The sequence below is a fragment of the Glaesserella sp. genome (assembly GCF_041817755.1).
Classification (GTDB): domain Bacteria; phylum Pseudomonadota; class Gammaproteobacteria; order Enterobacterales; family Pasteurellaceae; genus Glaesserella.
In genome coordinates this window covers 1-25,116 of the sequence record NZ_JBGYBX010000072.1, presented here as the reverse complement: position 1 = coordinate 25,116, position 25,116 = coordinate 1, and the positions used below count along the sequence as shown (strand labels likewise).

Genomic DNA, 25,116 nt, shown 5'->3' with positions numbered 1-25,116 from the left:
TATGGGTGCTGTACAATCACAAAACATTATTAAAGCCTCTGCAACATCTTTTTTGACACCAGCACCTCATGCGCGTGATCATCAAGTTGAAGTGGCAAAACTGATTGACGTAACAACCTGTATCGGTTGTAAAGCGTGCCAAGTGGGTTGCTCCGAGTGGAATGATATCCGCTCGACACCGGAAGAGTGCGTCGGCGTATATGACAACCCGATCGACTTAAATGCGAAAGCATGGACGGTGATGAAATTCAACGAAGTTGAAGAGAATGACCGCTTAGAATGGTTAATCCGTAAAGACGGTTGCATGCACTGTACCGAGCCGGGCTGCTTAAAAGCGTGTCCGGCACCGGGTGCGATTATTCAGTATGCTAACGGTATTGTTGACTTCCAGTCAGATAAATGTATCGGTTGCGGCTACTGTATTGCAGGCTGCCCGTTTAATATTCCGCGTATGAATCCGGAAGATCATCGTGTATATAAATGTACGTTGTGTGTCGATCGTGTCACCGTAGGTCAAGAGCCTGCTTGCGTGAAAACATGCCCGACGGGTGCAATCCGCTTTGGTAGCAAAGAAGAGATGAAAGAATATGCGTCCAAACGCATTGATGACTTAAAATCTCGCGGCTACGAAAATGCAGGTTTATATGATCCGGAAGGTGTAGGCGGTACGCACGTCATGTATGTCTTACACCATGCGGATAAACCGGAACTTTATTCCGGTTTACCGAAAGATCCAAAAATTGATATGAGTATCACCCTTTGGAAAGACGTACTCAAACCGGTTGCCGCAGTTGCAATGGGCGGTTTAGTCCTTTCCGAAATCGCGCATTATATTGCCGTAGGACCGAATACCGAGGAACTTGACGAGCATGAAGAACATGGTGAAGAACATAAAGGAGGTAAAGATGAGTAAGGTTCAGATCCCAAATGATCACAAAATCATACGCCATAAATTACCTGCACGTTTGAGCCATTGGCTACTTGTGATTTGTTTTTTTACCACGGGGTTATCGGGGTTGGCATTCTTCTTCCCTGATTTTGCATGGTTAGTGGATATTTTAGGAACACCGCAATTAGCAAGAATGATTCACCCGTTCACGGGTATCATCATGTTCCTTGCTTTCGTAAATATGGTTCGTATTTACTGGCATCATAATATCCCGGAAAAAAATGACTGGGTATGGTTGGCCAATATTGTTGAAGTACTAAAAGGTAATGAACACGCAGTTTCGGACAATGGTAAATATAACCTTGGACAAAAATTGCTGTTTTGGACATTGATTTTAGCGATGTTCACTTTATTGATTACCGGCATTATTATGTGGCGTCAATACTTTGCGCATAACTTCCCAATCCCCGTGATTCGGATTGCGATCCTGCTCCACTCAGCCTGTGCGTTTTTGCTCTTTACCGGCATTATGGTACATATGTATATGGCGTTTTGGGTAAAAGGCTCCATTCGAGGTATGGTTGAAGGTTGGGTTACTGTACGTTGGGCGAAAAAACACCACCCGCGTTGGTATCGTGAAGAAATTCTGCCTGAACTTGAAAAAGAGTTAGCGGAAAAGCAAAAACAAACTAAGTAAATAGTGAGAAAAGTGCGGTAAAATGCCGCACTTTTATTTTATTCAGAGAGAACATATGAGTATTCGAATTTTACCTGAGAGTGAGATCAAACAAGCGGCGAGTTCGTTTTACAGCCCGCCTTTATTATATGCTAATCCGAAAAGCCTATATGCCCGCAGAGCAAAACGGCTACGCCAATTAGCGGAAAATAACCCGTTTGGCGACTATTTAGAATTTGTCGCCAATATTGTGGAAGTTCAGCTGGATTTATTGGAATCCAAGCCGATTGCAAATATTTCGGCAAAACTGACCGCTTGTTTGGAGAACAACCAAGGACATAAGCTGTTAGATAAAAAAACATTTGAACGTTCAAGCGAATGGCGTGAATTACTGTTTGCATTCATTGAAAAATTTAAACCTTATGCAACGGATAATATTCAACCGACATTGGAATGGTTGGAGAAAGCATCAACCGGTGAATTGGAAGAACTTGCCGATCACTTGTTGAACGAGCGTTATGAAAGCGTCGGGGCGGATAAAGCCGTGTTTATTTGGGCGGCGTTATCGTTATATTGGACACAATTAACCCAGCAATTACCACGCAATACCCAAACGGAAGTCGGAGAACGTCATACCTGCCCGGTATGTGATTCGGCGCCGATTACCAGTGTGGTACATTTCGGTGATACTCAAGGCTTACGTTATTTGCACTGCTCATTATGTGAAAGCGAATGGAACGTCGTACGGGCGAAATGCTCTAATTGCGATCAGTCGGGCAAACTGGATTATTGGAGTTTAGACAGTGCGGATGCTGCAGTAAAAGCAGAGACTTGCGGAGACTGCGGAAGTTATCTGAAAGTGCTTTATCAAGAAAAAGATCCCTATGTTGAGCCGGTCGCAGACGACCTTGGTACACTTTTTCTCGATGCGGAAATGGAAGAAAAAGATTTTGCACGCAGTGCGATTAACCCGTTTTTATTTCAAGTCGAATAACCTCTCAACTTTCTTTCGGCGCATACAACATATGCGCCTTTATTTCATTCCGAATCGACAAAATTCCCCCATTGATACTGTTTTCTGATATAATTCGGCACAATTTTTCGGTAAATTTGCCGTTCTCTTTTTTTATAAAAATAGGAATAACAATGTCTGAACAAAATCAATCAACTAGCTATGATTCTTCCAGCATTAAAGTATTACGCGGGCTTGATGCCGTACGTAAACGCCCGGGAATGTATATTGGGGATACCGATGACGGTACAGGCTTACACCACATGGTTTTCGAGGTCGTCGATAATGCGATTGATGAAGCGTTGGCTGGATATTGTGAAGACGTTGTCGTCACCATCCATTCTGATAATTCCATCTCGGTGCAAGATGACGGACGAGGCATTCCGGTCGGTATTCACCCGGAAGAAGGCGTTTCCGCCGCCGAAGTTATCATGACCGTGCTCCACGCCGGCGGTAAATTTGATGATAATTCTTATAAAGTTTCGGGGGGATTACACGGCGTAGGGGTATCCGTTGTGAATGCATTATCGTCTAAATTACAGCTGACGATTCGCCGAGAAGGGCATGTGCATGAGCAATTTTATAGTTTGGGTGAGCCTGATGCTCCGTTAACCATCATCGGTGAAACGGAAAAAACCGGAACTACAGTCCGTTTTTGGCCAAGTTACGATATCTTCAAAAATAAAACCGAATTCGAATACAAAATTTTATCCAAACGGTTACGTGAGCTCTCTTTTCTGAATTCCGGCGTTTCAATCAAACTTATTGATGAACGTGACGGTAAAGAGGAACATTTCAAATATGAGGGCGGTATTCGCGCTTATGTCGAATATTTGAATGAAGGCAAAAACCACATTCACGCCACGCCTTTCTATCTTTCAACGGAAAAAGACGGTATCGGTGTAGAAGTATCGTTGCAATGGAACGATTCTTACAATGAAAACGTATACTGTTTTACCAACAATATTCCGCAACGAGACGGCGGTACGCATTTAGCCGGCTTCCGCGGCGCATTAACCCGAGCACTGAAAAATTATATGGATAACAGTGGCAAAATCAAAAAAGCCGATGCCAATATTGATGCTTCCGGTGACGATGCACGGGAAGGATTGGTTGCCGTTATTTCGGTCAAAGTGCCGGATCCGAAATTCTCATCACAAACGAAAGATAAATTGGTTTCTTCGGAAGTTCGCCCGGCGGTTGAAAGCTCCATGTATGAAGCATTACAAGAGTATTTGTTGGAAAATCCGAATGATGCTCAGAATATCGTCAGTAAAATTATTGATGCGGCACGGGCGCGTGAGGCGGCTCGTAAAGCCCGTGAAATGACCCGTCGTAAAGGTGCGTTGGATTTAGGCGGTTTGCCGGGCAAACTGGCAGACTGTCAAGAAAAAGATCCTGCGCTATCCGAGCTTTACTTGGTGGAGGGGGATTCTGCAGGCGGCTCTGCAAAACAAGGGCGTGACCGTAAAAATCAAGCAATTTTACCGTTGAAAGGGAAGATCTTAAACGTGGAAAAAGCGCGTTTTGACAAAATGCTTTCTTCACAAGAAGTGGCGACTTTAATTACGGCGCTTGGTGCAGGGATCGGGCGTGATGAATACAATATCGAAAAACTGCGCTACCACAAAATCATTATTATGACCGATGCGGACGTTGACGGTGCGCACATTCGAACCTTGTTATTAACTTTCTTTTACCGTCAAATGCCGGAATTGATCGAACGAGGTTACGTCTATATTGCTCAACCACCGCTTTATAAGGTGAAAAAAGGCAAACAGGAAAAATATATTCAAGACAATAACGAAATGGAGCAGTATGAATTGGCGTTGGCGCTGGACGGCGCAGCATTATATGTCAGTGAAAATGCACCGGCTTTGAGCGGCTTGGCGTTAGAAAATCTGATCGCAGAATATAATAATGTCCAAAAATTAATTGAACGTTTGGCGCGTCGTTATCCGACGGCATTGACGGACGAATTGATCTACCAAGCGCCGTTATCGGCCGAATTTGTAAAAAATGAGGCGGAAGTGACCGCTTGGAACAACAAATTCGTTGAAACGTTAAATGAAAAAGACAGCAGCGGCAGCAGTTATCAAGCTCAAATATTTTATAATGCGGAACGTCATATCTATGAACCCGAAGTTATCATTAAAACGCACGGTATCGACACCACTTATCGATTGGATTTCAACTTTATTACCGGCAATGAATATGCCCGAATTACGAAGTTGGGCGAACAATTGCGCGGTTTGTTGGAACCGACGGCATATGTGGCGCGCGGAGAAAGACAACAAGCAATAGACAGTTTTGCCAATGCGATTGATTGGTTGGTGAAAGAATCCCGTAAGGGGTTGACCATTCAACGTTATAAAGGATTGGGAGAAATGAATCCGGAGCAGCTTTGGGAAACCACAATGGATCCGGTTGCCCGTAAAATGCTGCAAGTGACCATTACGGATGCTATTGCCGCCGATAAACTCTTTACTACGTTAATGGGAGATGAAGTCGAGCCTAGACGTGACTTTATCGAAAATAATGCACTATATGCGAATTTGGATATTTAACCTATCCGAACCAAAACCCCGAGGCATCGGGGTTTTGAACTATTGGTCTAAATTTTGCAAAAAACTCTCTGTATCTCACTGCTTGTTTCCTACCAAATCAGCGTAAAATCGCTTATAATCTCGCCCTTTCTAACTCAAATGAATTAAACCGAATTTATTTTTAAAAATCTTAAGGTAATACAATGTCTGAAGTCGAAAACCAAGAATTAGATCTGAACGGTGAAATGATCGCTCGCCGTGAAAAACTAGCTCAATTGCGTGAGCGTGGTAATCCGTTCCCGAACACATTCCGTCGTGAAGATAAAGCTGAAGATCTTCACGCAAAATATGATGAAGTCGATGGTGAAGAACTCAAAGCCAAAGAAATTCCTGCGGTAGTTGCAGGGCGTATTATGTTACGTCGTGTGATGGGTAAAGCGACATTTGTTACTATCCAAGATGTCAGCGGTCAGATCCAGCTTTATGTGGCACGCGATAATCTGCCTGAAGGTGAATATGAAAACACCGTGGGCTTATTGGATTTAGGCGATATTGTCGGCGTAAAAGGCACACTATTTAAAACGAAAACAGGCGAATTAACCGTTCGTGCAGCTGAGTTACAACTGCTAACCAAGGCACTTCGTCCGTTACCAAACAAACATAAAGGCTTAACAGACCAAGAAACCCGCTACCGTCAGCGCTATTTAGATCTTATTGCGAATGAAGAATCTCGCCGTGCCTTTGTAATCCGCTCAAAAGTAGTATCAGGTATCCGCCAATTTTTCTTAGAGAAAGATTTTATCGAGGTGGAAACCCCGATGTTACAAGTGATCCCGGGTGGTGCGGCGGCGAAACCGTTTATTACTCACCATAACGCGTTAGATGTGGATATGTATCTGCGTATCGCTCCGGAGCTTTATTTAAAACGTCTTGTGGTCGGCGGTTTTGAGCGTGTATTCGAGTTAAACCGTAACTTCCGTAACGAAGGAGTGTCAGTCCGTCATAACCCTGAATTTACGATGATCGAATACTATCAAGCCTATGCGGATTACCACGATTTAATGGATAACACCGAAGAATTATTACGCAAATTAGCCTTAGATATTCTTGGAACAACGACCGTACCTTACGGTGAATATGTGTTTGATTTCGGTAAACCGTTTGAACGTATCACCATGCACGAAGCGATTGTAAAATATGGCAACGGTATTTCAATGGACGATCTACACGATTTCGACAAAGCGGTGGCGATTGCCAAAGGCTTAAACATTGAAATTCAAAAATCGTGGGGCTTAGGTTCAATCGTCAATGCAATTTTTGAAGAAGTGGCGGAACATCAGCTTATTCAGCCGACATTCTTAACATCTCACCCTGCGGAAATCTCACCGCTTGCACGTCGTAATGATGAAAATCCGGAAGTGACAGACCGTTTTGAATTATTTATCGGTGGACGTGAAATCGGTAACGGTTTCTCAGAATTAAACGATGCCGAGGATCAAGCAGAACGCTTCCAAGCACAAGTCGAAGCAAAAGAAGCGGGTGATGATGAAGCGATGTTCTACGATGATGATTTCGTTGTCGCCCTTGAACACGGTTTACCACCAACAGCAGGCGAGGGTTTAGGTATCGATCGTTTAGCGATGATTTTCGCTAATGTGCCGTCCATCCGTGACGTGATTCTCTTCCCGGCGATGCGTCAAAAATAATTTTTCTTTATGGTTCAGGGCGTTTTATACGTCCTGAATCGTCTCTACAAGCGGTCACTTTTACGATTCATTTTGCAAAAATGGCTAGAGGGCAATATGTCAGAGCAAACAAACCACCGCGGACTTGCATGGACGGCAGCGATTGCCTTTTTCATGCTCTTGCTTGATTCTACGATCCTCAATACCGCATTACCGGCGATTTCCGAAAGCTTGAATGAATCGCCCCTTGAAATGCAATTGGCGGTGATTAGTTATGCATTGAGCGTTGCAACCTTTATCCCTTTGAGCGGTTGGCTTGCCGACAGACTCGGTACCCTTACGTTGTTTCGTTTTTCAACACTGCTTTTTGCATTAGGTTCGATTGCTTGTGCCTTATCCGATTCATTGGCTATGCTGGTGTTAGCCAGAATTATCCAAGGTATCGGTGGCGCCTTTATGATGCCGGTTGCCCGTCTGAGTATTCTGCGCATCGTGCCGAAATCACAATTGGTCCCCACTTGGAATTTAATTGCAATGGCAGGTTTGATCGGACCGGTAACCGGTCCGATTGTCGGTGGTTGGCTGGTGACTAATGCGTCTTGGCATTGGATTTTCTGGATTAACGTGCCGATCAGTTTGATCGGTATTGGGGCGGCGGGAAAATTCATGCCCAACGTTAAAGGGGAAAAAACACGGTTGGATATTGTGGGTTTTTTGTTGCTGGCATTCGGACTGGTTGCTTTTACTTACGGGCTGGAACGTTTGGCAAACAATTTACAGAAAACGGATACGGCGTTGGGCATTTTAAGCGTAGGGATTATCGCTACGATAGCTTATGTGATCTATGCACGTAAAATATCTGCCCCATTATTTCCGTTGAGCTTATTTCATATTCGCACATTCCGAATCGGCTTGACGGCCAATTTATTGTTCCGCTTAGTCACCTTTTCCGTGCCGTTTTTGTTACCGATTATGCTTCAGGTTTCGTTTCATTACAGTGCTGAAGCGGCGGGCTGGATGCTGGCACCGATGGCGATCAGTTCAATTTTGGCAAAACCGATCACGGCGCGGATCCTCAATCGCTTCGGTTATAAAAAAACCTTATTGCTTGCTTCGGCGATAACCGGCATGTCTACCGCTTCATTCGGTTTGCTTGATTTAACTACATCGTTCGGGATTTTGGTGATCGCAATTATGTTTTACGGGGCGATTACGTCGCTGATGTTTACTTCAATCAATACCTTGTGCGTCGGTGATTTGGAGCAAGAGACCGCTAGTACAGGTTCAACCATGTTGAGTATGGTGCAACAAATCGGTAGCGGTATCGGCGTTGCCGTTGCGGCGGTACTGTTAAGTGTGTACCGTTTACAGATCGGTGAAAGTACCTCGACACAGCTACAGCAAGCCTTCGGCTACACCTTTTTCAGTACGGCAATCTGTTGTCTTCTGTTAGTTTGGACGGTCAGTCGCTTGCACGATACGGACGGTGAAAACTTAAAACAACGGAAAGAGTAAGCATACAAGCGGTGAGTTCAGCGATAAATTTTGCAAAATATTGTCCGAAACGGACCGCTTGTCAGCCTAGAAATTTCTGAATAGCGCGAATCACGGCTTCCGGTTTTTCAGCGTGAACCCAGTGGTCGGCATTGCTGACAATAAAGGATTTTGCTTGCGGAAACTGCGCCAAAATCGTTTGTGTGTCTTTTTCTTGCAAATAATCGGATAACGCGCCTTTAATAAACAGTGTCGGTTTATCGACAAATACCTCCTGCCACCCCATTAAATGCGGGTAATTTTGTTTTAAGCCCGAAAGATTGAATTTAAACGATTCGGGGCTTTGCGGATCAAACGATTTCAACATAAATTGTTGTATGCCTTCGTCGCTAATCCCTTGTGCTATCGCCAATTTGGCTTGTTGGCGGTTGGCGGGTTTTTGTGCTTTGACGGCAAATAAGCCGGCGAAAATACCATTGTGGCGGTGAAGCGGGTAGGCGACGGGAGCAATATCAATCACCACTAAACGTTCGACTAACTCCGGCGCGATATGGGATAATGTCATCGCCGTTTTTCCCCCCATCGAATGTCCGACGAGGATCGTTTGACGAATATTCAGCATGTTGAGCAGATCCTGCAGATCTTCCGCCATTAACCGATAATTCATTTGCTCGGAATGAAAAGATTGTCCATGGTTACGTAAGTCGACGCGGAGAATGTCATATTGCTCGATAAAAGCGCGGGCAATGATGCCTAAGTTATTGAAATCGCCGAATAAACCGTGTAAAAAGACCATGGTTTTAGGCGGACGGAGCTTTGGATTTGAAGCCTGTTGTAACTGATAGTGAAGAAAAGTTTTTTCTGTCATAAAAATATTTAAAATTTATCCAAATATGCGATCAAGATCCTGAAAAAAGGAATCGGATTGCGTATAATGCCTAGAATTTTTTGTAATCAAGCTATTTAGGGGATCGATATGAAAACAATCGAAGTCGATGATGAATTATATCATTATATTGCCAGCCGGACTCAAGCGATCGGTGAAAGCGCATCGGATATTTTACGTCGTTTATTACGTTTGCCGGCTTCACCGCAGCCGTTCGTGCTTGTGCAAGAAAATATGATTGATGAATTAAAAAGCCTCGCAAAAATGCCGAAAAAGAAACAGGGGCTGACCAATCAGGATAGAATCGTTAAGAAAATCGAGTTTTTATTGGCATCCGGCGCATTCAATAATGAACCTAAAGTCGTCAATCGCTTTCTGGCGTTGCTGTCGGCACTTTATCTTGCCGATAACGACGGTTTTGCACACGCGGCGGAAAATATTCAAGGCAGCGAGCGGATTTATTTTGCCCGCGATGAAAAAACGATTTTGGCAACGGGTAGCAGTGTCAAAGCAAAACAAATTCCGGAGTCGCCGTTTTGGGTCATTACAAATAATAATACGGAACGTAAAGGCATTATTTTATGCGCCTTAATGAACTCAATGGATTTACCGGAAGCGTTGGTGGAACGCGTTAAGACGCTTTTTGTTTAATCGATGACGGAACCTGCATTTTTCCCAAGCACTCATTGGGCGGTAGAGGCTCCCCAACGCACAGCGATTGTTTGGGAAAAAGGTGATTCTACTTATTTGGATTTTCTTCCTTCAACCCTATCTTGGCAACGTTGGCATCAGCTTGTCGCACAGGCGGTGACGTTTTTACATGATCTCGGTGCAAAACAGAATTACCTGTTAGCTTATCTTGGTACTCATCGTTTATGCGGTGTGTTGTGCTATTCCGCCGCTATCGCGATGGGAGCCCGTATATTGATGCTAAATCCGGCAATGACGGTATCACAGCGGCAAACGATCCTTGCCGAGAATGTTGTGGACGTGCTGATCACGGAGGATGATTTTGCAAAATTCAATGCAGATCTGACCGCTTGTCAGTTAGCCTCATGGGACAGCTCGACACCAAGTACCTTGACTTTGACTTCCGGTTCCTCTTCTACGCCGAAAGCTGTTGTTCACACGGCTCGGCAACATTTAGCCAATGCGGTGGGCGTGTGTGAATTTATGCAGTTCGGTGCGGAAAATTCATGGCTGTTAAGCTTGCCGCTGTTTCATGTATCAGGGCAGGGGATTGTTTGGCGCTGGTTAAGCGTCGGTGCGACGTTATTTATCAGTGAAGATAAAGATAATTTTTGGCAAATGTTGGCGCAGGTTTCTCACGCCTCGCTTGTGCCGACGCAGCTACAGCGCTATTTGGCACAATTGGCGTCATCCGTACGACTTTCTCAGCACATTTTATTGGGCGGGGCGGCAATTCCGGCGGAATTAATTGCGCGGGCGCAGCAATATCAAATCAGTACTTATGCCGGCTACGGTATGACCGAAGCGGCATCAACCATTTGTGCCGCCAAAGGCGATACGGATAACGTCGGTAAACCTTTGCGTGGGCGCGAAGTACGTATTGTTGAGGGAGAAATTCGGATTAGAGGCGGTTGCCTTGCGTTAGGTTACTGGCAGCAAGGCAAGATTGTGCCGTTACCGAATACGGACGGATGGTTTCCGACCAAAGATAAGGGGCGATGGAATTCTGACGGCAATTTGGTTGTCCTAGGAAGATTGGATAATATGTTTATTTCGGGGGGAGAGAATATTCAACCTGAAGAAATCGAACGAGTATTATCGGGGTGTGAGCAGGTAAATAATGTAATTATCGTACCTTATCAAGATGATGAATTCGGCGAAAGACCTGTCGCCTTTGTAGAGTTTGTCGGTGGGTTTCATTTACAAGCGGTCACTTTATTACAGCATTTTGCAAAAATGCATTTGGAAAAATTTAAGCAACCTATCCGTTATTTGCCGTTAGATCAGGAGACATGGCAAAGCAGCGGTATCAAAGTCTCAAGAACACAATTAAAAGCCTATGCGGCAAAGATATTAAGAGAACACAATGATTAAAACACTAACTTGGAGTATGCTGATTTTATCGCTATTCGGCTTTCCCGTTGTCGGTAAAGCGGAAGTTTCCGGTGCGGAGGCGATCAAAAGTCAATTGGAGTCCGTGAAAAGTCAGGGAACGGATGATGCGGCGTTGTTGGCTAAAAATTTAGAAGAAGCGTTAGCTTTCATTGAAAGAGCGAATAAACAGCAAGTGGCACTGGATGAGCTGGAAAGTAAAGTCAAAAATGCGGCAAAAACGGCAGAAAAATATCAGACGAATATTAAAGCGTTATTGGAAGATTTAAATTCGGTACAGTATGAGTTTAGTAAATTAACGGCATCAGAATTAGATAAGAAACAGGTTGATACCCGTCAGGCATTACAGGATATTCAAACATCATTAAATGAAGTCAATGCCGGTTTGACCAATTATCGTGCAGCTTTAGAGCAAAGTCGTAAACAAATTAATGAAAATAATCTACAAATAGAAAAGATAAATAACTGGAAAAATAATAGTCAAGCAAGTAATTCCTTGATTGAAAAATATAATGCCGAGTTAAAATATTTAGATGTCAGTAATAAATATAATCTGTTTTTAGGGCAGAATGTTGATACGTTAATTTCTCTTGAAGAAACGAAACGTAATGAAATTACGTTACAACAACAACTATTACAACATCAATTAACCCGATTGCAGGAAGTACTGAATGAAAAACGTTTAAAAGAATATGAAGCCCAAGCAAAACAGGCGGAAGAATTAAAAGCGGCAAACAAGGCGGAAAGTCCGATTATTCAGGAAGAGTTGACGTTAAATACGGATTTGAGCCAATATCTGGTGGAACAAACTCAAAAGGCAAACCTTTTATCTAAGGATAATTTGCGTGCAAAAAACGTCTTGGATGCGTTGACTCAAACCCAGCATAATATAGAAGAGCAGATTAGTGCGTTACAAGGTACATTGGTTCTTTCCCGTATTATTAATCAACAAAAACAGGCGTTGCCGACGGATAGTTTGGTCAAAGGATTGGCAAAAGATATTGCCAGATTACGCGTAGATATTTTTGATCTTACCCAAAAACGGGATGAACTGTATAACATTCCTAATGTGATTACCAAATTGGAAACGGATAATAAGATTTTATTTGATGATAATGAAAGACAAACATTGAATGACATTTTAAAAGAACGTGAAAAAATCTTGGTGGATTTAATTAAAACGTTAAATTCCCAATTGAATTTATCCAATGAGATTGAATTAACACAACAACAAATTGTGACGTTAAGTGATTCGTTACAAAGTAAATTACAACAACAAAGTTTTTGGGTTCAAAGTAATAATCCGATCGATTTATCTTGGGCGAAAGAATTTCCTAAATTGGCAATAGCCGAAATTTCGATATTAGCCAAATATTTAGGATTTGATAATTTGGGGCAAAATCTGCCTTCAACGGCGGCGTTTATTTTTGTATTGTTGATGATCTATATCATCCTGATTTGGAAAAAGCCGGTCATTAAGACCCGTTTGGCAACAATAGCCAATCAAGTCAATACCTTAAAAAACGATAGCCATTGGCATACGCCCGAAGCTATGTTTTGGACCGTGATATTAACGCTACCCGGAGCACTTATCTTTTTAGTGATTGCGACGGCGGTGCTCTATTTATTCGTGCCGGATCCGCTTGCTGCATGGGGATGGGTGACGAAAGCATTAGCCTATTGGGTGTTTTTCGCGACAATCCTTTCATTACTGCGTCCGAACGGGTTGGCTTACCGTCATTTCGGTATGCCGCAAGCCAGTAATGAAATTTTCCAACGTATTATTAAACAATCGGTTTGGATCGTCGTTCTTTTATTGGTCTCCTCGATTTTCTCCCAGATAGAATCTATCGGTTTTACGAATGACGTGATCGGGCAGGTTATGACGATCATCGCTTTGGCATTGTGTTTGTTTGTTGTCAGACCATTGCTTGATCGCGGTATTCAAGAGTATGAAAATGCCAAAACGGAAGACGGTACGAAACGCAGTGTGAGCTTGTTTAAATTATTGCGTTTGGTGCTGTTCATTGTACCGGTATCGTTGATCATTTTGATTGTATTGGGGTATTACTATACTGCCGTTTACTTGATTGAGCATATCGTAAAAAGTTATGTGATTGCACTTGTTTGGGTCTTCGGGCGTTATTTTGCTTATCGCTCTTTGACCATTTCGTCACGTCGTATGGCATACCGTCGTTTGCAGAAAAAGCGTGAAAAAATCAGGGAACAGGCTCAAGAGCAGGGTAAAGACGATCCGAAAGAAAAACCGGAAGAAGTGATTAAAATTTCAACGGTAAACGAACAGATTTTCCGTATGGCGGATTTGATCGGTTGGTTGGTTTTGTTTGTTGTTTTATATACGATTTGGTCGGATTTGATCAGTGTGGCCTATTATTTGAACGGCATCGTGTTATGGGAGCAAGTAGAGGTCACGGCAAAAGGCAGCGTAGTCGAATCCGTGACGATTCTAAATATTATCCGCTCAATAGTGTATATCATGATTACCTATGTTTTGGTAAAGAATATCGCCGGTATTTTGGAAGTGACTTTTTTCTCTCGGATGAAACTGTCTAAGGGAACGCCACATACGATTACGGCGGTACTGACTTATGTTATCGTGACGATCGGCTGTATTTCGGCTTTTACCTCGCTAGGTATTTCCTGGAGTAAAATTCAATGGGTATTTACCGCACTGTCAGTCGGTTTGGGTTTTGGGGTCAGGGAAATTTTCGGTAGTTTTGTTTCCGGTACGATTTTATTATTTGAACGCCCTGTCCGAGTAGGCGACAAAGTCACGGTGGGTAATTATTCGGGGGTTATTACCCGAATCAGATTGAGATCGACAACCTTGGTGGATGATGAGAATAAAGAAGTCGTATTACCGAATCAAGCCTTTGTGACAGATCGCTTTATTAACTGGACGCTCAATAACACCGTAACCAGATTACATATTGCGATGAAAATTAATACCGGTGCGGATTTAACGTTAGTTCGTCAATTATTATTGCAAGTTGCCGCTGAGGCACCGAAAGTCATGGATGATCCGGAACCGAAAGTGAATTTACTCGGTTTTGGAGAAGGATGGATTGAACATGAATTGACCGTTTTCGTCTCTGAGCTGGATGATCGTTCGTTAACTCGAAACTTCTTATATCAACGCATTGACGAGCTATTTAAACAACATCACATTAATATCGCATTTAATCAACTCGGTGTACATATCCGCAATGATGAAAATGCAACGGTGCAAACATTAACAAAAACAGCATAAAAGGACTACAGTATGGCAGGAAACAGTATCGGACAACTTTTCAAAGTCACGACCTTCGGTGAATCTCACGGCATTGCATTAGGGTGTATTGTCGATGGTGTGCCACCGAATATGGCACTGACGGAAGCGGATTTACAACCGGATTTGGACAGACGTAAACCGGGAACCTCTCGCTATACGACACCGCGTCGGGAAGATGACGAAGTCCAAATTTTATCAGGGGTATTTGAAGGAAAAACGACCGGGACAAGCATTGGTCTCATCATTAAAAACGGTGATCAACGTTCGAAAGATTACGGCGAGATTATGGATAAATTCCGTCCGGGGCATGCTGATTATACCTACCAACAAAAATACGGTATTCGTGATTATCGTGGCGGCGGGCGTTCTTCTGCGCGTGAAACGGCAATGCGTGTAGCAGCAGGTGCTATTGCGAAAAAATATTTGAGAGAGCAATTCGGTATAGAAATTCGCGGGTATTTATCCCAAATAGGCTCGGTAAAAATTAACCCGGAAACCGTTGCGGATATTACAAAAATAAATTGGGAACAGGTTAACAGTAATCCTTTTTTCTGTCCGGATCCCGTTGCCGTTGAACAATTTGACAAATTGATCCGTGAATTGAAGAAAGAAGGCAATTCCATTGGCGCCAAATTAACGGTAATTGCCGAAAATGTTCCCGTCGGTTTGGGAGAGCCGGTTTTTGACCGCTTAGATGCCGATCTTGCCCATGCCTTAATGTCAATCAACGCCGTAAAAGGAGTTGAAATCGGGGATGGCTTTGATGTCGTCGAACAAAAAGGAAGTGAACACCGTGATGAAATGACGCCTCAGGGTTTCTGTTCAAATCATGCGGGCGGTATTCTTGGCGGAATCAGTTCAGGGCAACCGATTATTGCACATATCGCATTAAAACCGACCTCCAGTATTATGGTGCCGGGGAAAAGCGTGAATGTTCGTAATGAACCGGTTGATATTGTGACGAAAGGTCGCCATGATCCCTGTGTCGGTATCCGTGCGGTACCGATTGCAGAAGCCATGACAGCAATAGTGTTGCTCGATCACTTATTACGTTTTAAGGCTCAATGTCGATAAAAAACAGGCGGTAAGAGAATTCCTTACCGCCTGTTTTTTTATTCTTTATCCGTTTTTTTTGCCGCCGCATGTTCCGCCATTTTTTTGCGGATTTCACGACGTTCTTTTGATAATTCCGCATTACGGATCATGTAATCATCGACACGGTTTTCGTAGTCGTCACGCATTTTGGTAATAATGGCGCGAATATCACTGATTGACATGGTGTCAGTAATATATTCGTTTAGATTATCCAATAGTAAGACCCGTTTTTGGTTATCGCGGATCTTACGCTCATTATCAGCTGTTTCTCTTAACAATTTGTTTTTCAAACGATAGAGGTGCACATACTCTAACATGTCTTGGAAAGATTGTTTTTTTGCGTCCATTTACAGCTCCTGTGTGTAGATAAAAAAATATAGAAGGAATGCTAGACTGTTTGGCGCATTTCGTCAAAAGGTTTATCGTAAATTTGATGACAACTTGCGTTAAATCATAAACTGCTAAAACAACGTCTGTTTAGTGCTTAAAAATAAGTCTGTTATCCATTATGAGAAGTATGATAAAATTCACAGATTATTGTTAAAGAAGATTATTTGGAGAAACAAATGACGAGTGCGAATAAACGTTCGGTGCCCACACTTTTTTCAGAAAAAAACGATATATATTGTCATCAAGTTCGTATTGTATTGGCTGAAAAAGGCGTGCCTTATGAAATTGAAAATATCAATCCCGGAACCATTTCCGAAGATTTGATGGAAGTTAATCCGCGAGGGACGATACCGACGTTAGTGGATCGCGATTTGGTTTTGTTTAATGCCCGTATCATTATGGAATATTTGGATGAACGTTTTCCACACCCGCCGCTCATGCCGGTTTACCCGGTGTTACGTGCGCAGTGCCGTTTAAATATGCACCGTATTCAGCAGGATTGGTATTCCTTGATGGATATCGTAAACAAAAATCCGGAAACCGAAGAAGCGCAACAAATATTGAAGCAGCTTCGCGATGAAATTTTATCGTTAGGTTCGGTATTTGCCGATTCGGAATATTTTTTAAGTAATGATTTCAGCTTGGTTGATTGCTACATCGCCCCGTTATTGTGGCGCATGCATAATTTAGGCGTTGAATTCAGCGGCGCAGGCAGCAAAGCGGTGAAAGCTTATATGAGCCGAGTGTTTAAACGTGACAGTTTCGTGCAATCTGTCGGCGGAAGCGCACCGAAACATTTAATGGATGAGAAAGATTAATGAAACCGTTACGTCCTTATCTTTATCACGCGTATTTTAGTTGGATTGTCGATAATGATCATACGCCCTATCTGCTCGTCAACGCAGAATATGCCGATGTGGATGTGCCGCGCGAGTTCGTTCGGGACGGTAAAATTATTTTAAATATTGCTCCCCGTTCTGTCGGGCAATATATCGTGAATGATGAATCAATCAGTTTTAATGCCCGTTTTCAAGGAATGTTACGAGATGTTTATATTCCTTTCGGAGCGGCAGAAGCCATTTATGCTCAGGAAACCGGTGACGGCGTGATGTTCCAAGAAGAAGACTATTACACGGAAGCGATGTATTTGGAACGCACGAAACAAACGGTAAACTCGGAAAACAAACCGAAAAAAGCAGTGAAGAAAAAAGTATCACACTTAAAATTAGTGAAATAAATTAAACGGATTTAAAAAAACAAGCGGTCGGTTTTGCATCAAAATTTGCAATATTTTGTTCGGAACCGACCGCTTGTTTTTCTTTTCAGACTGAACGTTAAAATACGCTTGCATTCTTTTTTTTGATCGATTATCTTACTGTGCGAAACTGCACTAGTTTAGTAGTGCATTAATAGATTAAAAAAAGGAACTGCTATGAAATTCTCTAACACTTTGCTTTTCAGTGCATTAAGTTTATTTGCCGTCCATTCATTCGCTCAAGACAACGTACAACATGTTGCGATTACCGCAATTGTAGAGCATCCCGCTTTAGACACTATTCGCCAAGGTGTCATTGAGGAGCTGGCGCGGGAAGGGTTTGTCGATGGTAAAAATATCAAAATCGATTTTCAGTCGGCACAAGGCAGTACCGCAACGGCGGCACAGATTGCCCGTAAATTCGTGGGTGACAAAGCGGATATCATTATTCCGATTACTACCCCAAGCGCGCAACCTGTGGTTGCGGCAACCCGTAGTATTCCGATTGTCTTTTCAGGTGTCACCGATCCGGTTGCGGCAAAATTGGTGAAATCATGGGAGCCAAGCGGAACAAATGTGACGGGAATATCCGATCATAAACCGATCGAACCTCAGCTGGAATTGATTAAAACCCTAGTGCCGAAGGTGGCTTCTCTCGGCTTTGTTTATAGTGCGGGTGAAGTCAACTCAACGATTGTATTGGATGAGCTACAACAAGCGGCGAAAAAAATGAATATTCAAATAGTACCGGTTGCGGTACAACGCAGTGCGGATATTGGTACAGCCGCCCGTAGCTTAAACGGCAAAGTTCAAGCGATTTACATTACGGAAGATAATGGCGTCGTATCGGCGTATGAAGCATTACACAAAGCCGCATTGGAAGCCAATATTCCGGTCATTGCGGCTGACCGAGATACGGTAAAACGTGGCGCTCTGGCGGCTTATGCGGTGAACCAATACGATATCGGTAGTGAAACCGGTAAAGTGGCGGCACGAGTATTACGCGGTGAAAAAGCAGGGCAGATAGCCACACACGGTGTAAGCAAAATGGAGCTGTCGATCAATCAACAAACGGCAAAGGAATTGGGGATTGCTATTCCTGAAATCTTAAGTAAAGAAGCAAAAGAACAATTTTAAATTTGCAAAATAAAGTGAAAAACAGACCGCTTGTAGATGATACTGCAAGCGGTTTTTTGATGCATTAACTCTCTCTTTTCACAATGAAGTGAGCGAGTTCGCGAAGGGCGGTAGTGTCGAAAGGTAGTTCTGACAATGTCGCCAAGGCGGAAAGATACAATCCCTCGGCTTTTTGTTTTGCACCGTCCAAACCGAGTAATTTAGGATACGTGCTTTTATTTAACGCTTCATCCGCCCCGACCGTTTTGCCGATTTTGTCACTGTTGCCGATAATATCCAAAATATCGTCCTGCACTTGAAACGCCAAACCAATCGCCTTGGCATAATCGGTCAGTTTCTGTTCGATTAATTTGTCCTCAGTATAGTCTGACAAATTAAAGCCCATCAGCACGGCCGCCACAATCAATGCGCCGGTTTTATTACGATGGATTAACTCCAGATCTGTCAATGACACGGCTTTATTCTCCGACTGTAGATCCAAACTTTGCCCCAAACACATACCGCGCGCTCCCGCAGATTTGGCTAACCATTGGATTTGATTCACTTTTTGGGCGTTGCAGAGGTGCGGATCGGTCGAGATCAGCTCAAACGCAAAGCTTTGTAACGCATCACCTGCGAGAATCGCAGTGGCTTCATCAAAAGCGATATGGCAAGTTGGTTTACCACGGCGCAGTTTATCATCGTCCATTGCCGGTAAATCGTCGTGGACTAAAGAATAAGCGTGAATCGCTTCCATGGCGGCGGCAGAGTGATCGAGTTTGTCAAGCGATACACCGAGCATTCTGCCCGTCGCATACATTAAAAACGGGCGTACGCGTTTACCGCCGAGCAATACGGCATACGACATCGCCTCAACCAAGGGGGAACCGTGAGTTTCATAGGCCGCCAATTGTTTCGCTAAGAAAGCGTTGACGCGCTGTTGTAGTGTATGCAGATCTGTTTGTAAGGAATAAGTCATTGTTATGATCACCAAATGAAATGGTTGGTTAAAATCGTCAATATAAAGGTTTAGTAATCGGAGAGTTCGGCTTTTTCATCTTTTTGCATTAAGATCCGAATACGTTGCTCCGCATTCTGCAAACGTTCTTGCCCTTGTTGAACCAATTTGACTGCTGTTTCAAATTCGTTTAGTGCCTCTTCAAGCGGTAAATCCCCCGATTCTAAGCGGCTGACAATCTCTTCCAGTGCTTTCAGTGTGGTTTCAAAATCTTGAGTGGGTTTCTTTGCCATAGTTTTTTCCTTTGTTACAAGCGGTCATTTTACTTGAGAATTTTGCAAAAGTGGATTCTTTTCCGTTTTTCCGCTATTGTGCGCAGCTAAAATACAGGAGAAATAAGTGAAAGTAACGCAACTCAATGTATATCCGATTAAATCCACTCGGGCGTATCGGGTAGATCAAGCTTTTGTACAACCGCATGGGCTGAATTTTGACCGTGAATTTATGATTACTGAAGCGGACGGAACCTTTATTACCGCTCGTAAAGATGCGGTACTTTATCGTCTGTCTGCAATGCCGATTTCAAGCGGGATTGTCATCAATGCGGATAACGGTGAACGGTGTGTTGCGCACTACCGTGATTTCATTCAATGTCAATTGAGTGAAGTGTGGGGAACACACTTTAACTCTTTCGTGGCTTCTGACAATGTTAATCAGTGGTTGAGCGGGCTTTTCGGGAGAGAGGTACAACTCCGTTGGTTGGGGGTGCAAAGCCAACGTACCGTGAAAGGCTTTGAACCGCATCCGATGAGTTTTGGGGACAGCAATCCATTATTGCTGGTATCGGAACGGTCATTAAAGCAGGTTCAACAATGGTCTCCGGTACCGGTTTCCATGGAACAGTTTAGAGGTAATATTGTCATAGACGGGACTCAACCGTTTGAAGAAGAAACATGGCGGCGAATTCAAATCGGCGAAGTTATCTTCACATTTTCGCAATGCTGTACACGTTGTATATTAATTACACGAGATGTGCAGACATTACTATTGGACCCGAAGGCGGAGCCTTTTCGGACGTTAAAACAACATCACACGAATGAAAACGGTAAACCGATTTTCGGTATTCACTTAGTACCTGAAAACAGTGGCGTTATTCGTGTCGGTGATTCCATTACTTTACTCGATTAAGGTTAGTATGCAAAAAACAAATCGTTTTATTCTCTTTCCGATTTTCTTTTTTATCGGGATAAACCTCGTTATCTTTACGTTGTCCCGTTTGGGGCTGTCTATTTGGCAAGCTGAACGGGTTACCGCTGTAGACGGTTGGCTACCGCTTTTCCTACAGGGCTTGCGGATTGATATTGTCGCCCTTTGTTATCTATTAGGTGTACCGGCATTATTTACGGTGCTGTTCACTCATAATAATGCGCTGGGTAAAATCTGGTTGGGCATTTTGCGCGTTTGGTTGACTGTAGGTAGCGTATTCATTTTATTTATGGAAGTCGCAACGCCTGCATTCATTGAAACTTATGATTTCCGTCCGAACCGATTATTCATTGAATATCTGCTTTATCCGAAAGAAGTTTTCACGATGTTGGCAAACGGGCATTTGGTTGCTATGGTCAGTAGCCTTGCAGTAACGGTCATCGCTTCTATTGTTTATTGGAAATTAGCCGGCTGGGCGATTAAAGATTTACGTTTACCAAGTTGGAAATGGCGGCCGGTTATGGCATTGCTTATTATCGCCGTGGCGTTTGCAGGCGCTCGTTCGACGTTTGCTCACCGAGGAATTAATCCGGCAATGGTGGCGTTTTCAGGCGATCCGTTAGTCAATTCGTTAGTGTTAAATTCCGGTTATTCGGTCTTATATGCTGCACAACAATTGAAGGATGAAGACAAGTCCTCCGAACAATACGGCAAAATGGATACGGAGGAGATGTTCAACATCGTCAAAGCCAGCCGCAACCGTCCTGAAAGCGACTATATTTCCGACGATATTCCGACGTTAACGCGCAATCAAGCGAGTTATCAGGGTAAGCCGAAAAATATTGTGATTATCTTGGAAGAAAGCCTCGGTGCGCAATTTGTCGGCACACTCGGTGGAAAGCCGCTGACACCTGAATTTGATAAATTAGCGCAAGAAGGTTGGTTGTTTGAAAATATTTATGCAACCGGTACCCGTTCCGTTCGTGGCATTGAAGCCGTTACCGCCGGTTTTACTCCGACGCCTGCCCGTGCGACGGTCAAACTCACCAAGAGCCAAAACGGTTTCTTTACGATCGCGGAATTGTTGCGTCGCCAAGGGTATAGTACTTCCTTCATTTACGGTGGCGAAAAGCACTTCGATAACATGGCAAGCTATTTCTATGGAAACGGATTTGAAACCATTATTGACGAAAAGGATTACAAAAATCCGAAATTCGTTTCTACATGGGGGATGAGTGATGAAGATTTATTCGATAAAGCAAATGAAACTTTCACGGAATTGGCGAAATCGGACAAACCGTTTTTCAGCTTAGTTTTTACCTCAAGTAATCATGATCCGTTTGAGTTCCCGGACGGTAAAATTGAGCTGTTTGATAAAGAAAAACAGACGCGCAATAACGCGGCAAAATATGCGGATTATGCGATTGGGCACTTTTTCAAATTGGCAAAAGCCTCCGATTATTGGAAAAACACTATCTTTCTTGTGATTGCCGACCACGATTCACGTGTGGCGGGGGCAGACTTAGTGCCGATTTATAATTTCCACATCCCAGCACTTATTTTGGGTGACGGTATCGAAGCAAAACGCGATAATCGTTTAGTCAGTCAAATCGATATGCCGACGACCTTGCTTTCACTTGCCGGTGTCAGCGGAGAATATCCGATGATTGGTTTTGATTTAACACAAGACGTTAATCCTAACCGAGCCTTTATGCAATACGATCAAACGCAAGCGATGATGAAAGGTAATGATGTAGTGATTTTGCAGCCGAATACGCCGATTCAAGGTTATGAATATGATGTCAATGCCAAGCAGCTTAAGCCGAAAGAGCAGCCGGAGGCAATGAAAAAAGAGGCGCTTGCTCATGCACTGTTAGGCAGTTATTTATATCAACATCAGCTTTATAAGCTGCCGAAAGAAGTAAAATAGCGAATATCAATGAAAGGGGCGAAAGCCTCTTTCTTTTTGTGTAGAGAAAATGTGGTGGAAAAAGGGTGAGGGCGTTTCCAGCTGACCTCGGCACACGGAAATTTCAATTCTGGCTGCTTTCTTCCGAACCTGACCAAGTAAACCGAACACCATTGCGAGGAACCAAAAACGCCCCCATAGGATTACACGAAATGTGTAAGGATTCGGATTATAAAGAGGAATGCGCACTAAAACAAGCAAAAAGAGAAACAAGCGGTTTGATTGGTACAAAATTTTGCAAAAAATCTGCCGAATCGAACCGCTTGTCGCTTGTATTCCTCAAAGATTTGTTTTAAAAATAGCGTTTTTTAACTTTCAGGAGAAGCTATGTCTCATGCCCTTACTCATTTGATTCAATTATTGACGCTGGAACGTTTGGATGACGGACTGTTCCGCGGAGAAAGCGAAGACCTCGGTTTTCCGCAAGTGTTCGGAGGACAGGTTGTTTCGCAAGCATTGGCGGCGGCAATGCAAGTCGTGGATGTAGAACGTGATTTACATTCTTGCCATGCGTATTTTTTACGAGCGGGCGATGCGGCGTATCCGATTATTTATGAAACGGAAATTTTGCGGGAAGGGCATAGCTTTACGGCGGTCAGTGTGAATGCCAAACAGCATAACGAAATTATTTGTCGGGTCATGACGTCTTTTCACACTCGGGAATCCGGTTTTGAACATCAAGTGAACATGCCGAATATTGAAAAATCGGAAGGCTTTTACTCTGAAAATGAATTGATTCATTCTCTAGCCTTAATGTTACCGATGCCGTTACGTGAAAAATTTCAAGCGGAGCGCCCGTTTGATGTACTCATCAAGTATCCGAATGATCCGTTTAACGGTCATCAACTTCCTCCGGAGCAGTATTTATGGACTAAAACAAACGGTGAAGTACCTAAGGATCGTCGTTTGCAACAATGCTTGTTTGCTTATTTTTCCGATTTTCACTGTATTTTGACCATGTTGCATCCCCATGAACGCGGTTTTATGCAACCGGGATTGAAAATTGCCACCATTGACCATGCTATTTGGTTTCATCGTGATTTTGATTTCGGTGATTGGTTGCTATTTTGCTTGGAAAGCACCAATGCTTATGGAGCAAGAGGATTAACGCGCGGTCAGGTGTTTGATCAAGCGGGAAATTTAATTGCGTCTTATCAACAAGAAGGATTAATTCGGGATTTGGTGTAAAATTTCATCAGTTAAATCAGATAGTGTAAAATAAACTAAAATTTAGCTTGACTTGACATTGACTTTTGTTTACATTAATACCTGTTTTGACTCAGTAGTTAATATTGAGAATGAAACAGTCGTACAATAAAGAAAATTTTATTCATTCATTAATCAATATTACGATAGGCCAAACAGGATGTTTGGTCTTTTTTTATCTTTTTGCTCATCATCAAAAATTCCTTTACAATTCCAATCGATTTTCCTTTTTTATTTTGAACAAACTATGATTGATTTCCGTCCTTTTTATCAACAAATTGCTACAAGCCCGCTTTCTGCATGGCTGGAAACCTTACCTTTACAGCTAAAACAGTGGGAGAAACAAACTCACGGCGAGTACGCCAAATGGGCTAAAGTGGTTGATTTTCTTCCGGAAAACGAGGTAAGCGTCAACCTGCGTGATCGGGTTGAATCGATCCCGATTGAACCGTTAAGTGCGGGCGAAAAGCAGCGGTTGGTTTATCATCTAAAACAGCTCATGCCTTGGCGCAAAGGTCCTTATCATTTGCACGGTGTACATGTTGATTGTGAATGGCGTTCCGATTTTAAATGGAATCGAGTGCTGCCGCATTTATCTCCGTTGAAAGATCGAATCATTTTGGATGTTGGTTGCGGGAGCGGTTATCATATGTGGCGAATGGTCGGTGAGGGCGCCAAAATGGTTGTCGGTATTGATCCGACGGAATTGTTTTTATGCCAATTTGAAGCGGTCAGAAAGCTATTGAATAACGATCGTCGTGCGAATTTGATTCCGCTAGGTATCGAGCAAATGCAGTCGTTGCATGCGTTTGATACGGTATTTTCCATGGGTGTGCTATATCACCGAAAATCGCCGTTGGATCATCTTTCGCAATTGAAAAATCAATTGTCGAGAGGTGGCGAACTGGTACTGGAAACCCTGGTGATTGATGGTGGTGTGAACGATGTTTTGGTGCCGATCGACCGTTATGCCAAAATGAAAAACGTGTATTTTATTCCGTCTGTCGCAGCATTAGTGAACTGGCTTGAAAAAGTCGGCTTTAGAAACATTCGCTGTGTGGATCAAGCCGTAACAAGCCTTGAAGAGCAGCGTAAAACCGAATGGTTGGAAAATGAGTCATTAATTGATTTTCTCGATCCGCAAGATCACCAAAAAACCGTCGAAGGCTATCCTGCACCGAAACGGGCGGTCATCATTGCAAATAATCCATAAAAACAGACCGCTTGTTGATCTGCCCCCCAAAAGTTGGACAGGTTACTCACGTAAATATTGAGCTCGGTATTGTGCCGGGCTCAATCCTTTTAAGTCGGGTTTAATTCGTTTTTGGTTGTAATACACCAAATATTCTTCAATTTCTG

At 43.2% G+C, this 25,116-nt stretch carries 22 protein-coding genes and 1 other RNA gene; 17 read left to right on the top strand and 6 right to left on the bottom strand.

Going from position 1 to position 25,116, the window contains the following annotated elements:
* Position 1 precedes the first annotated feature (1 nt).
* The 6 genes from fdxH (at position 2) to ACEYKX_RS11395 (ending at position 8,323) form a co-directional block, all read left to right on the top strand.
* Complete coding sequence (gene fdxH / locus ACEYKX_RS11420) at positions 2-913, top strand: formate dehydrogenase subunit beta (protein ID WP_373766145.1); 912 nt, start codon at positions 2-4, stop codon at positions 911-913.
* Positions 906-1,586, top strand: a complete 681-nt coding sequence (locus ACEYKX_RS11415; protein WP_373766144.1) for a formate dehydrogenase subunit gamma — start codon at positions 906-908, stop codon at positions 1,584-1,586. The genes fdxH and ACEYKX_RS11415 overlap by 8 nt, the downstream gene beginning before the upstream one ends.
* A 55-nt stretch (positions 1,587-1,641) precedes the next feature.
* Positions 1,642-2,559, top strand: coding sequence for a formate dehydrogenase accessory protein FdhE (fdhE, locus tag ACEYKX_RS11410; RefSeq protein WP_373766143.1), 918 nt, complete (start codon positions 1,642-1,644; stop codon positions 2,557-2,559).
* Between the two features lie 152 nt (positions 2,560-2,711).
* On the top strand, positions 2,712-5,144 hold the full coding sequence (gene gyrB / locus ACEYKX_RS11405) for a DNA topoisomerase (ATP-hydrolyzing) subunit B (protein ID WP_373766142.1): 2,433 nt from the start codon (positions 2,712-2,714) through the stop codon (positions 5,142-5,144).
* Between the two features lie 182 nt (positions 5,145-5,326).
* Positions 5,327-6,829: a lysine--tRNA ligase gene (lysS, locus tag ACEYKX_RS11400; RefSeq protein ID WP_373766141.1), complete on the top strand. Its 1,503-nt coding sequence runs from the start codon at positions 5,327-5,329 to the stop codon at positions 6,827-6,829.
* 96 nt (positions 6,830-6,925) lie between these two features.
* The gene (locus tag ACEYKX_RS11395; RefSeq protein WP_373766140.1) at positions 6,926-8,323 is read left to right on the top strand and encodes a DHA2 family efflux MFS transporter permease subunit; all 1,398 of its coding nucleotides are present in this window, start codon (positions 6,926-6,928) and stop codon (positions 8,321-8,323) included.
* Positions 8,324-8,384: 61 nt separating this feature from the next.
* Here the strand turns inward: ACEYKX_RS11395 and ACEYKX_RS11390 are convergent, their stop codons facing one another.
* On the bottom strand, positions 8,385-9,170 hold the full coding sequence (locus tag ACEYKX_RS11390; protein ID WP_373766139.1) for an alpha/beta fold hydrolase: 786 nt from the start codon (positions 9,168-9,170) through the stop codon (positions 8,385-8,387).
* A gap of 108 nt (positions 9,171-9,278) precedes the next feature.
* On the opposite strand from ACEYKX_RS11390, the gene seqA reads away from it, so the two are divergent.
* Genes seqA through aroC form a run of 4 tightly spaced genes read left to right on the top strand, consistent with a single transcriptional unit; the run spans position 9,279 to position 15,636 of the window.
* Positions 9,279-9,839 carry a replication initiation negative regulator SeqA gene (seqA, locus tag ACEYKX_RS11385; RefSeq protein ID WP_373766138.1) on the top strand — a complete coding sequence of 187 codons (561 nt, stop codon included), beginning with the start codon at positions 9,279-9,281 and terminating at the stop codon, positions 9,837-9,839.
* 3 nt (positions 9,840-9,842) lie between these two features.
* On the top strand, positions 9,843-11,252 hold the full coding sequence (gene menE, locus ACEYKX_RS11380; RefSeq protein ID WP_373766137.1) for an o-succinylbenzoate--CoA ligase: 1,410 nt from the start codon (positions 9,843-9,845) through the stop codon (positions 11,250-11,252).
* Positions 11,245-14,541, top strand: a complete 3,297-nt coding sequence (gene mscK, locus ACEYKX_RS11375; RefSeq protein WP_373766136.1) for a mechanosensitive channel MscK — start codon at positions 11,245-11,247, stop codon at positions 14,539-14,541. The genes menE and mscK overlap by 8 nt, the downstream gene beginning before the upstream one ends.
* 12 nt (positions 14,542-14,553) lie before the next feature.
* The gene (gene aroC / locus ACEYKX_RS11370) at positions 14,554-15,636 is read left to right on the top strand and encodes a chorismate synthase (RefSeq protein WP_373766135.1); all 1,083 of its coding nucleotides are present in this window, start codon (positions 14,554-14,556) and stop codon (positions 15,634-15,636) included.
* A 38-nt stretch (positions 15,637-15,674) separates the two neighbouring features.
* On the opposite strand, the gene ACEYKX_RS11365 is transcribed toward aroC, so the two are convergent.
* On the bottom strand, positions 15,675-16,004 hold the full coding sequence (locus ACEYKX_RS11365) for a DUF496 family protein (protein WP_373766134.1): 330 nt from the start codon (positions 16,002-16,004) through the stop codon (positions 15,675-15,677).
* 219 nt (positions 16,005-16,223) lie between these two features.
* Here ACEYKX_RS11365 and ACEYKX_RS11360 point away from each other — a divergent pair, with 219 nt between their 5' ends.
* The 3 genes from ACEYKX_RS11360 to ACEYKX_RS11350 all read left to right on the top strand — a co-directional run bounded on the left by ACEYKX_RS11360 (position 16,224) and on the right by ACEYKX_RS11350 (position 18,439).
* Positions 16,224-16,865 (top strand): glutathione S-transferase N-terminal domain-containing protein, encoded by a 642-nt coding sequence (locus tag ACEYKX_RS11360; RefSeq protein ID WP_373766133.1) that lies wholly within the window; start codon positions 16,224-16,226, stop codon positions 16,863-16,865.
* Positions 16,865-17,284 (top strand): ClpXP protease specificity-enhancing factor, encoded by a 420-nt coding sequence (locus ACEYKX_RS11355; protein ID WP_373766132.1) that lies wholly within the window; start codon positions 16,865-16,867, stop codon positions 17,282-17,284. Before ACEYKX_RS11360 ends, ACEYKX_RS11355 begins: the two co-directional genes overlap by 1 nt.
* 195 nt (positions 17,285-17,479) lie before the next feature.
* Positions 17,480-18,439 carry an ABC transporter substrate-binding protein gene (locus tag ACEYKX_RS11350; RefSeq protein ID WP_373766131.1) on the top strand — a complete coding sequence of 320 codons (960 nt, stop codon included), beginning with the start codon at positions 17,480-17,482 and terminating at the stop codon, positions 18,437-18,439.
* 64 nt (positions 18,440-18,503) lie between these two features.
* Here ACEYKX_RS11350 and ispA read toward each other — a convergent pair whose 3' ends face one another.
* Positions 18,504-19,397, bottom strand: coding sequence for a (2E,6E)-farnesyl diphosphate synthase (gene ispA / locus ACEYKX_RS11345; protein WP_373766130.1), 894 nt, complete (start codon positions 19,395-19,397; stop codon positions 18,504-18,506).
* Positions 19,398-19,447: 50 nt separating this feature from the next.
* Positions 19,448-19,669, bottom strand: coding sequence for an exodeoxyribonuclease VII small subunit (gene xseB, locus ACEYKX_RS11340; RefSeq protein WP_373766129.1), 222 nt, complete (start codon positions 19,667-19,669; stop codon positions 19,448-19,450).
* Positions 19,670-19,775: 106 nt separating this feature from the next.
* On the opposite strand from xseB, the gene ACEYKX_RS11335 reads away from it, so the two are divergent.
* Together ACEYKX_RS11335 and ACEYKX_RS11330 are read left to right on the top strand one after the other, a co-directional pair.
* Positions 19,776-20,564 carry an MOSC domain-containing protein gene (locus tag ACEYKX_RS11335; protein ID WP_373766128.1) on the top strand — a complete coding sequence of 263 codons (789 nt, stop codon included), beginning with the start codon at positions 19,776-19,778 and terminating at the stop codon, positions 20,562-20,564.
* A 7-nt stretch (positions 20,565-20,571) separates the two neighbouring features.
* Complete coding sequence (locus ACEYKX_RS11330; protein WP_373766127.1) at positions 20,572-22,512, top strand: LTA synthase family protein; 1,941 nt, start codon at positions 20,572-20,574, stop codon at positions 22,510-22,512.
* A 71-nt stretch (positions 22,513-22,583) separates the two neighbouring features.
* Here ACEYKX_RS11330 and ffs read toward each other — a convergent pair.
* Positions 22,584-22,681, bottom strand: an RNA gene (gene ffs, locus ACEYKX_RS11325) — signal recognition particle sRNA small type.
* Between the two features lie 197 nt (positions 22,682-22,878).
* On the opposite strand from ffs, the gene ACEYKX_RS11320 reads away from it, so the two are divergent.
* Together ACEYKX_RS11320 and cmoB are read left to right on the top strand one after the other, a co-directional pair.
* Positions 22,879-23,739 carry an acyl-CoA thioesterase domain-containing protein gene (locus ACEYKX_RS11320; protein WP_373766126.1) on the top strand — a complete coding sequence of 287 codons (861 nt, stop codon included), beginning with the start codon at positions 22,879-22,881 and terminating at the stop codon, positions 23,737-23,739.
* A 265-nt stretch (positions 23,740-24,004) separates the two neighbouring features.
* Positions 24,005-24,970 (top strand): tRNA 5-methoxyuridine(34)/uridine 5-oxyacetic acid(34) synthase CmoB, encoded by a 966-nt coding sequence (gene cmoB, locus ACEYKX_RS11315; protein ID WP_373766125.1) that lies wholly within the window; start codon positions 24,005-24,007, stop codon positions 24,968-24,970.
* A gap of 42 nt (positions 24,971-25,012) precedes the next feature.
* On the opposite strand, the gene ACEYKX_RS11310 is transcribed toward cmoB, so the two are convergent.
* Positions 25,013-25,111: an IS3 family transposase gene (locus ACEYKX_RS11310; protein ID WP_373766162.1), complete on the bottom strand. Its 99-nt coding sequence runs from the start codon at positions 25,109-25,111 to the stop codon at positions 25,013-25,015.
* Positions 25,112-25,116: the final 5 nt, after the last annotated feature.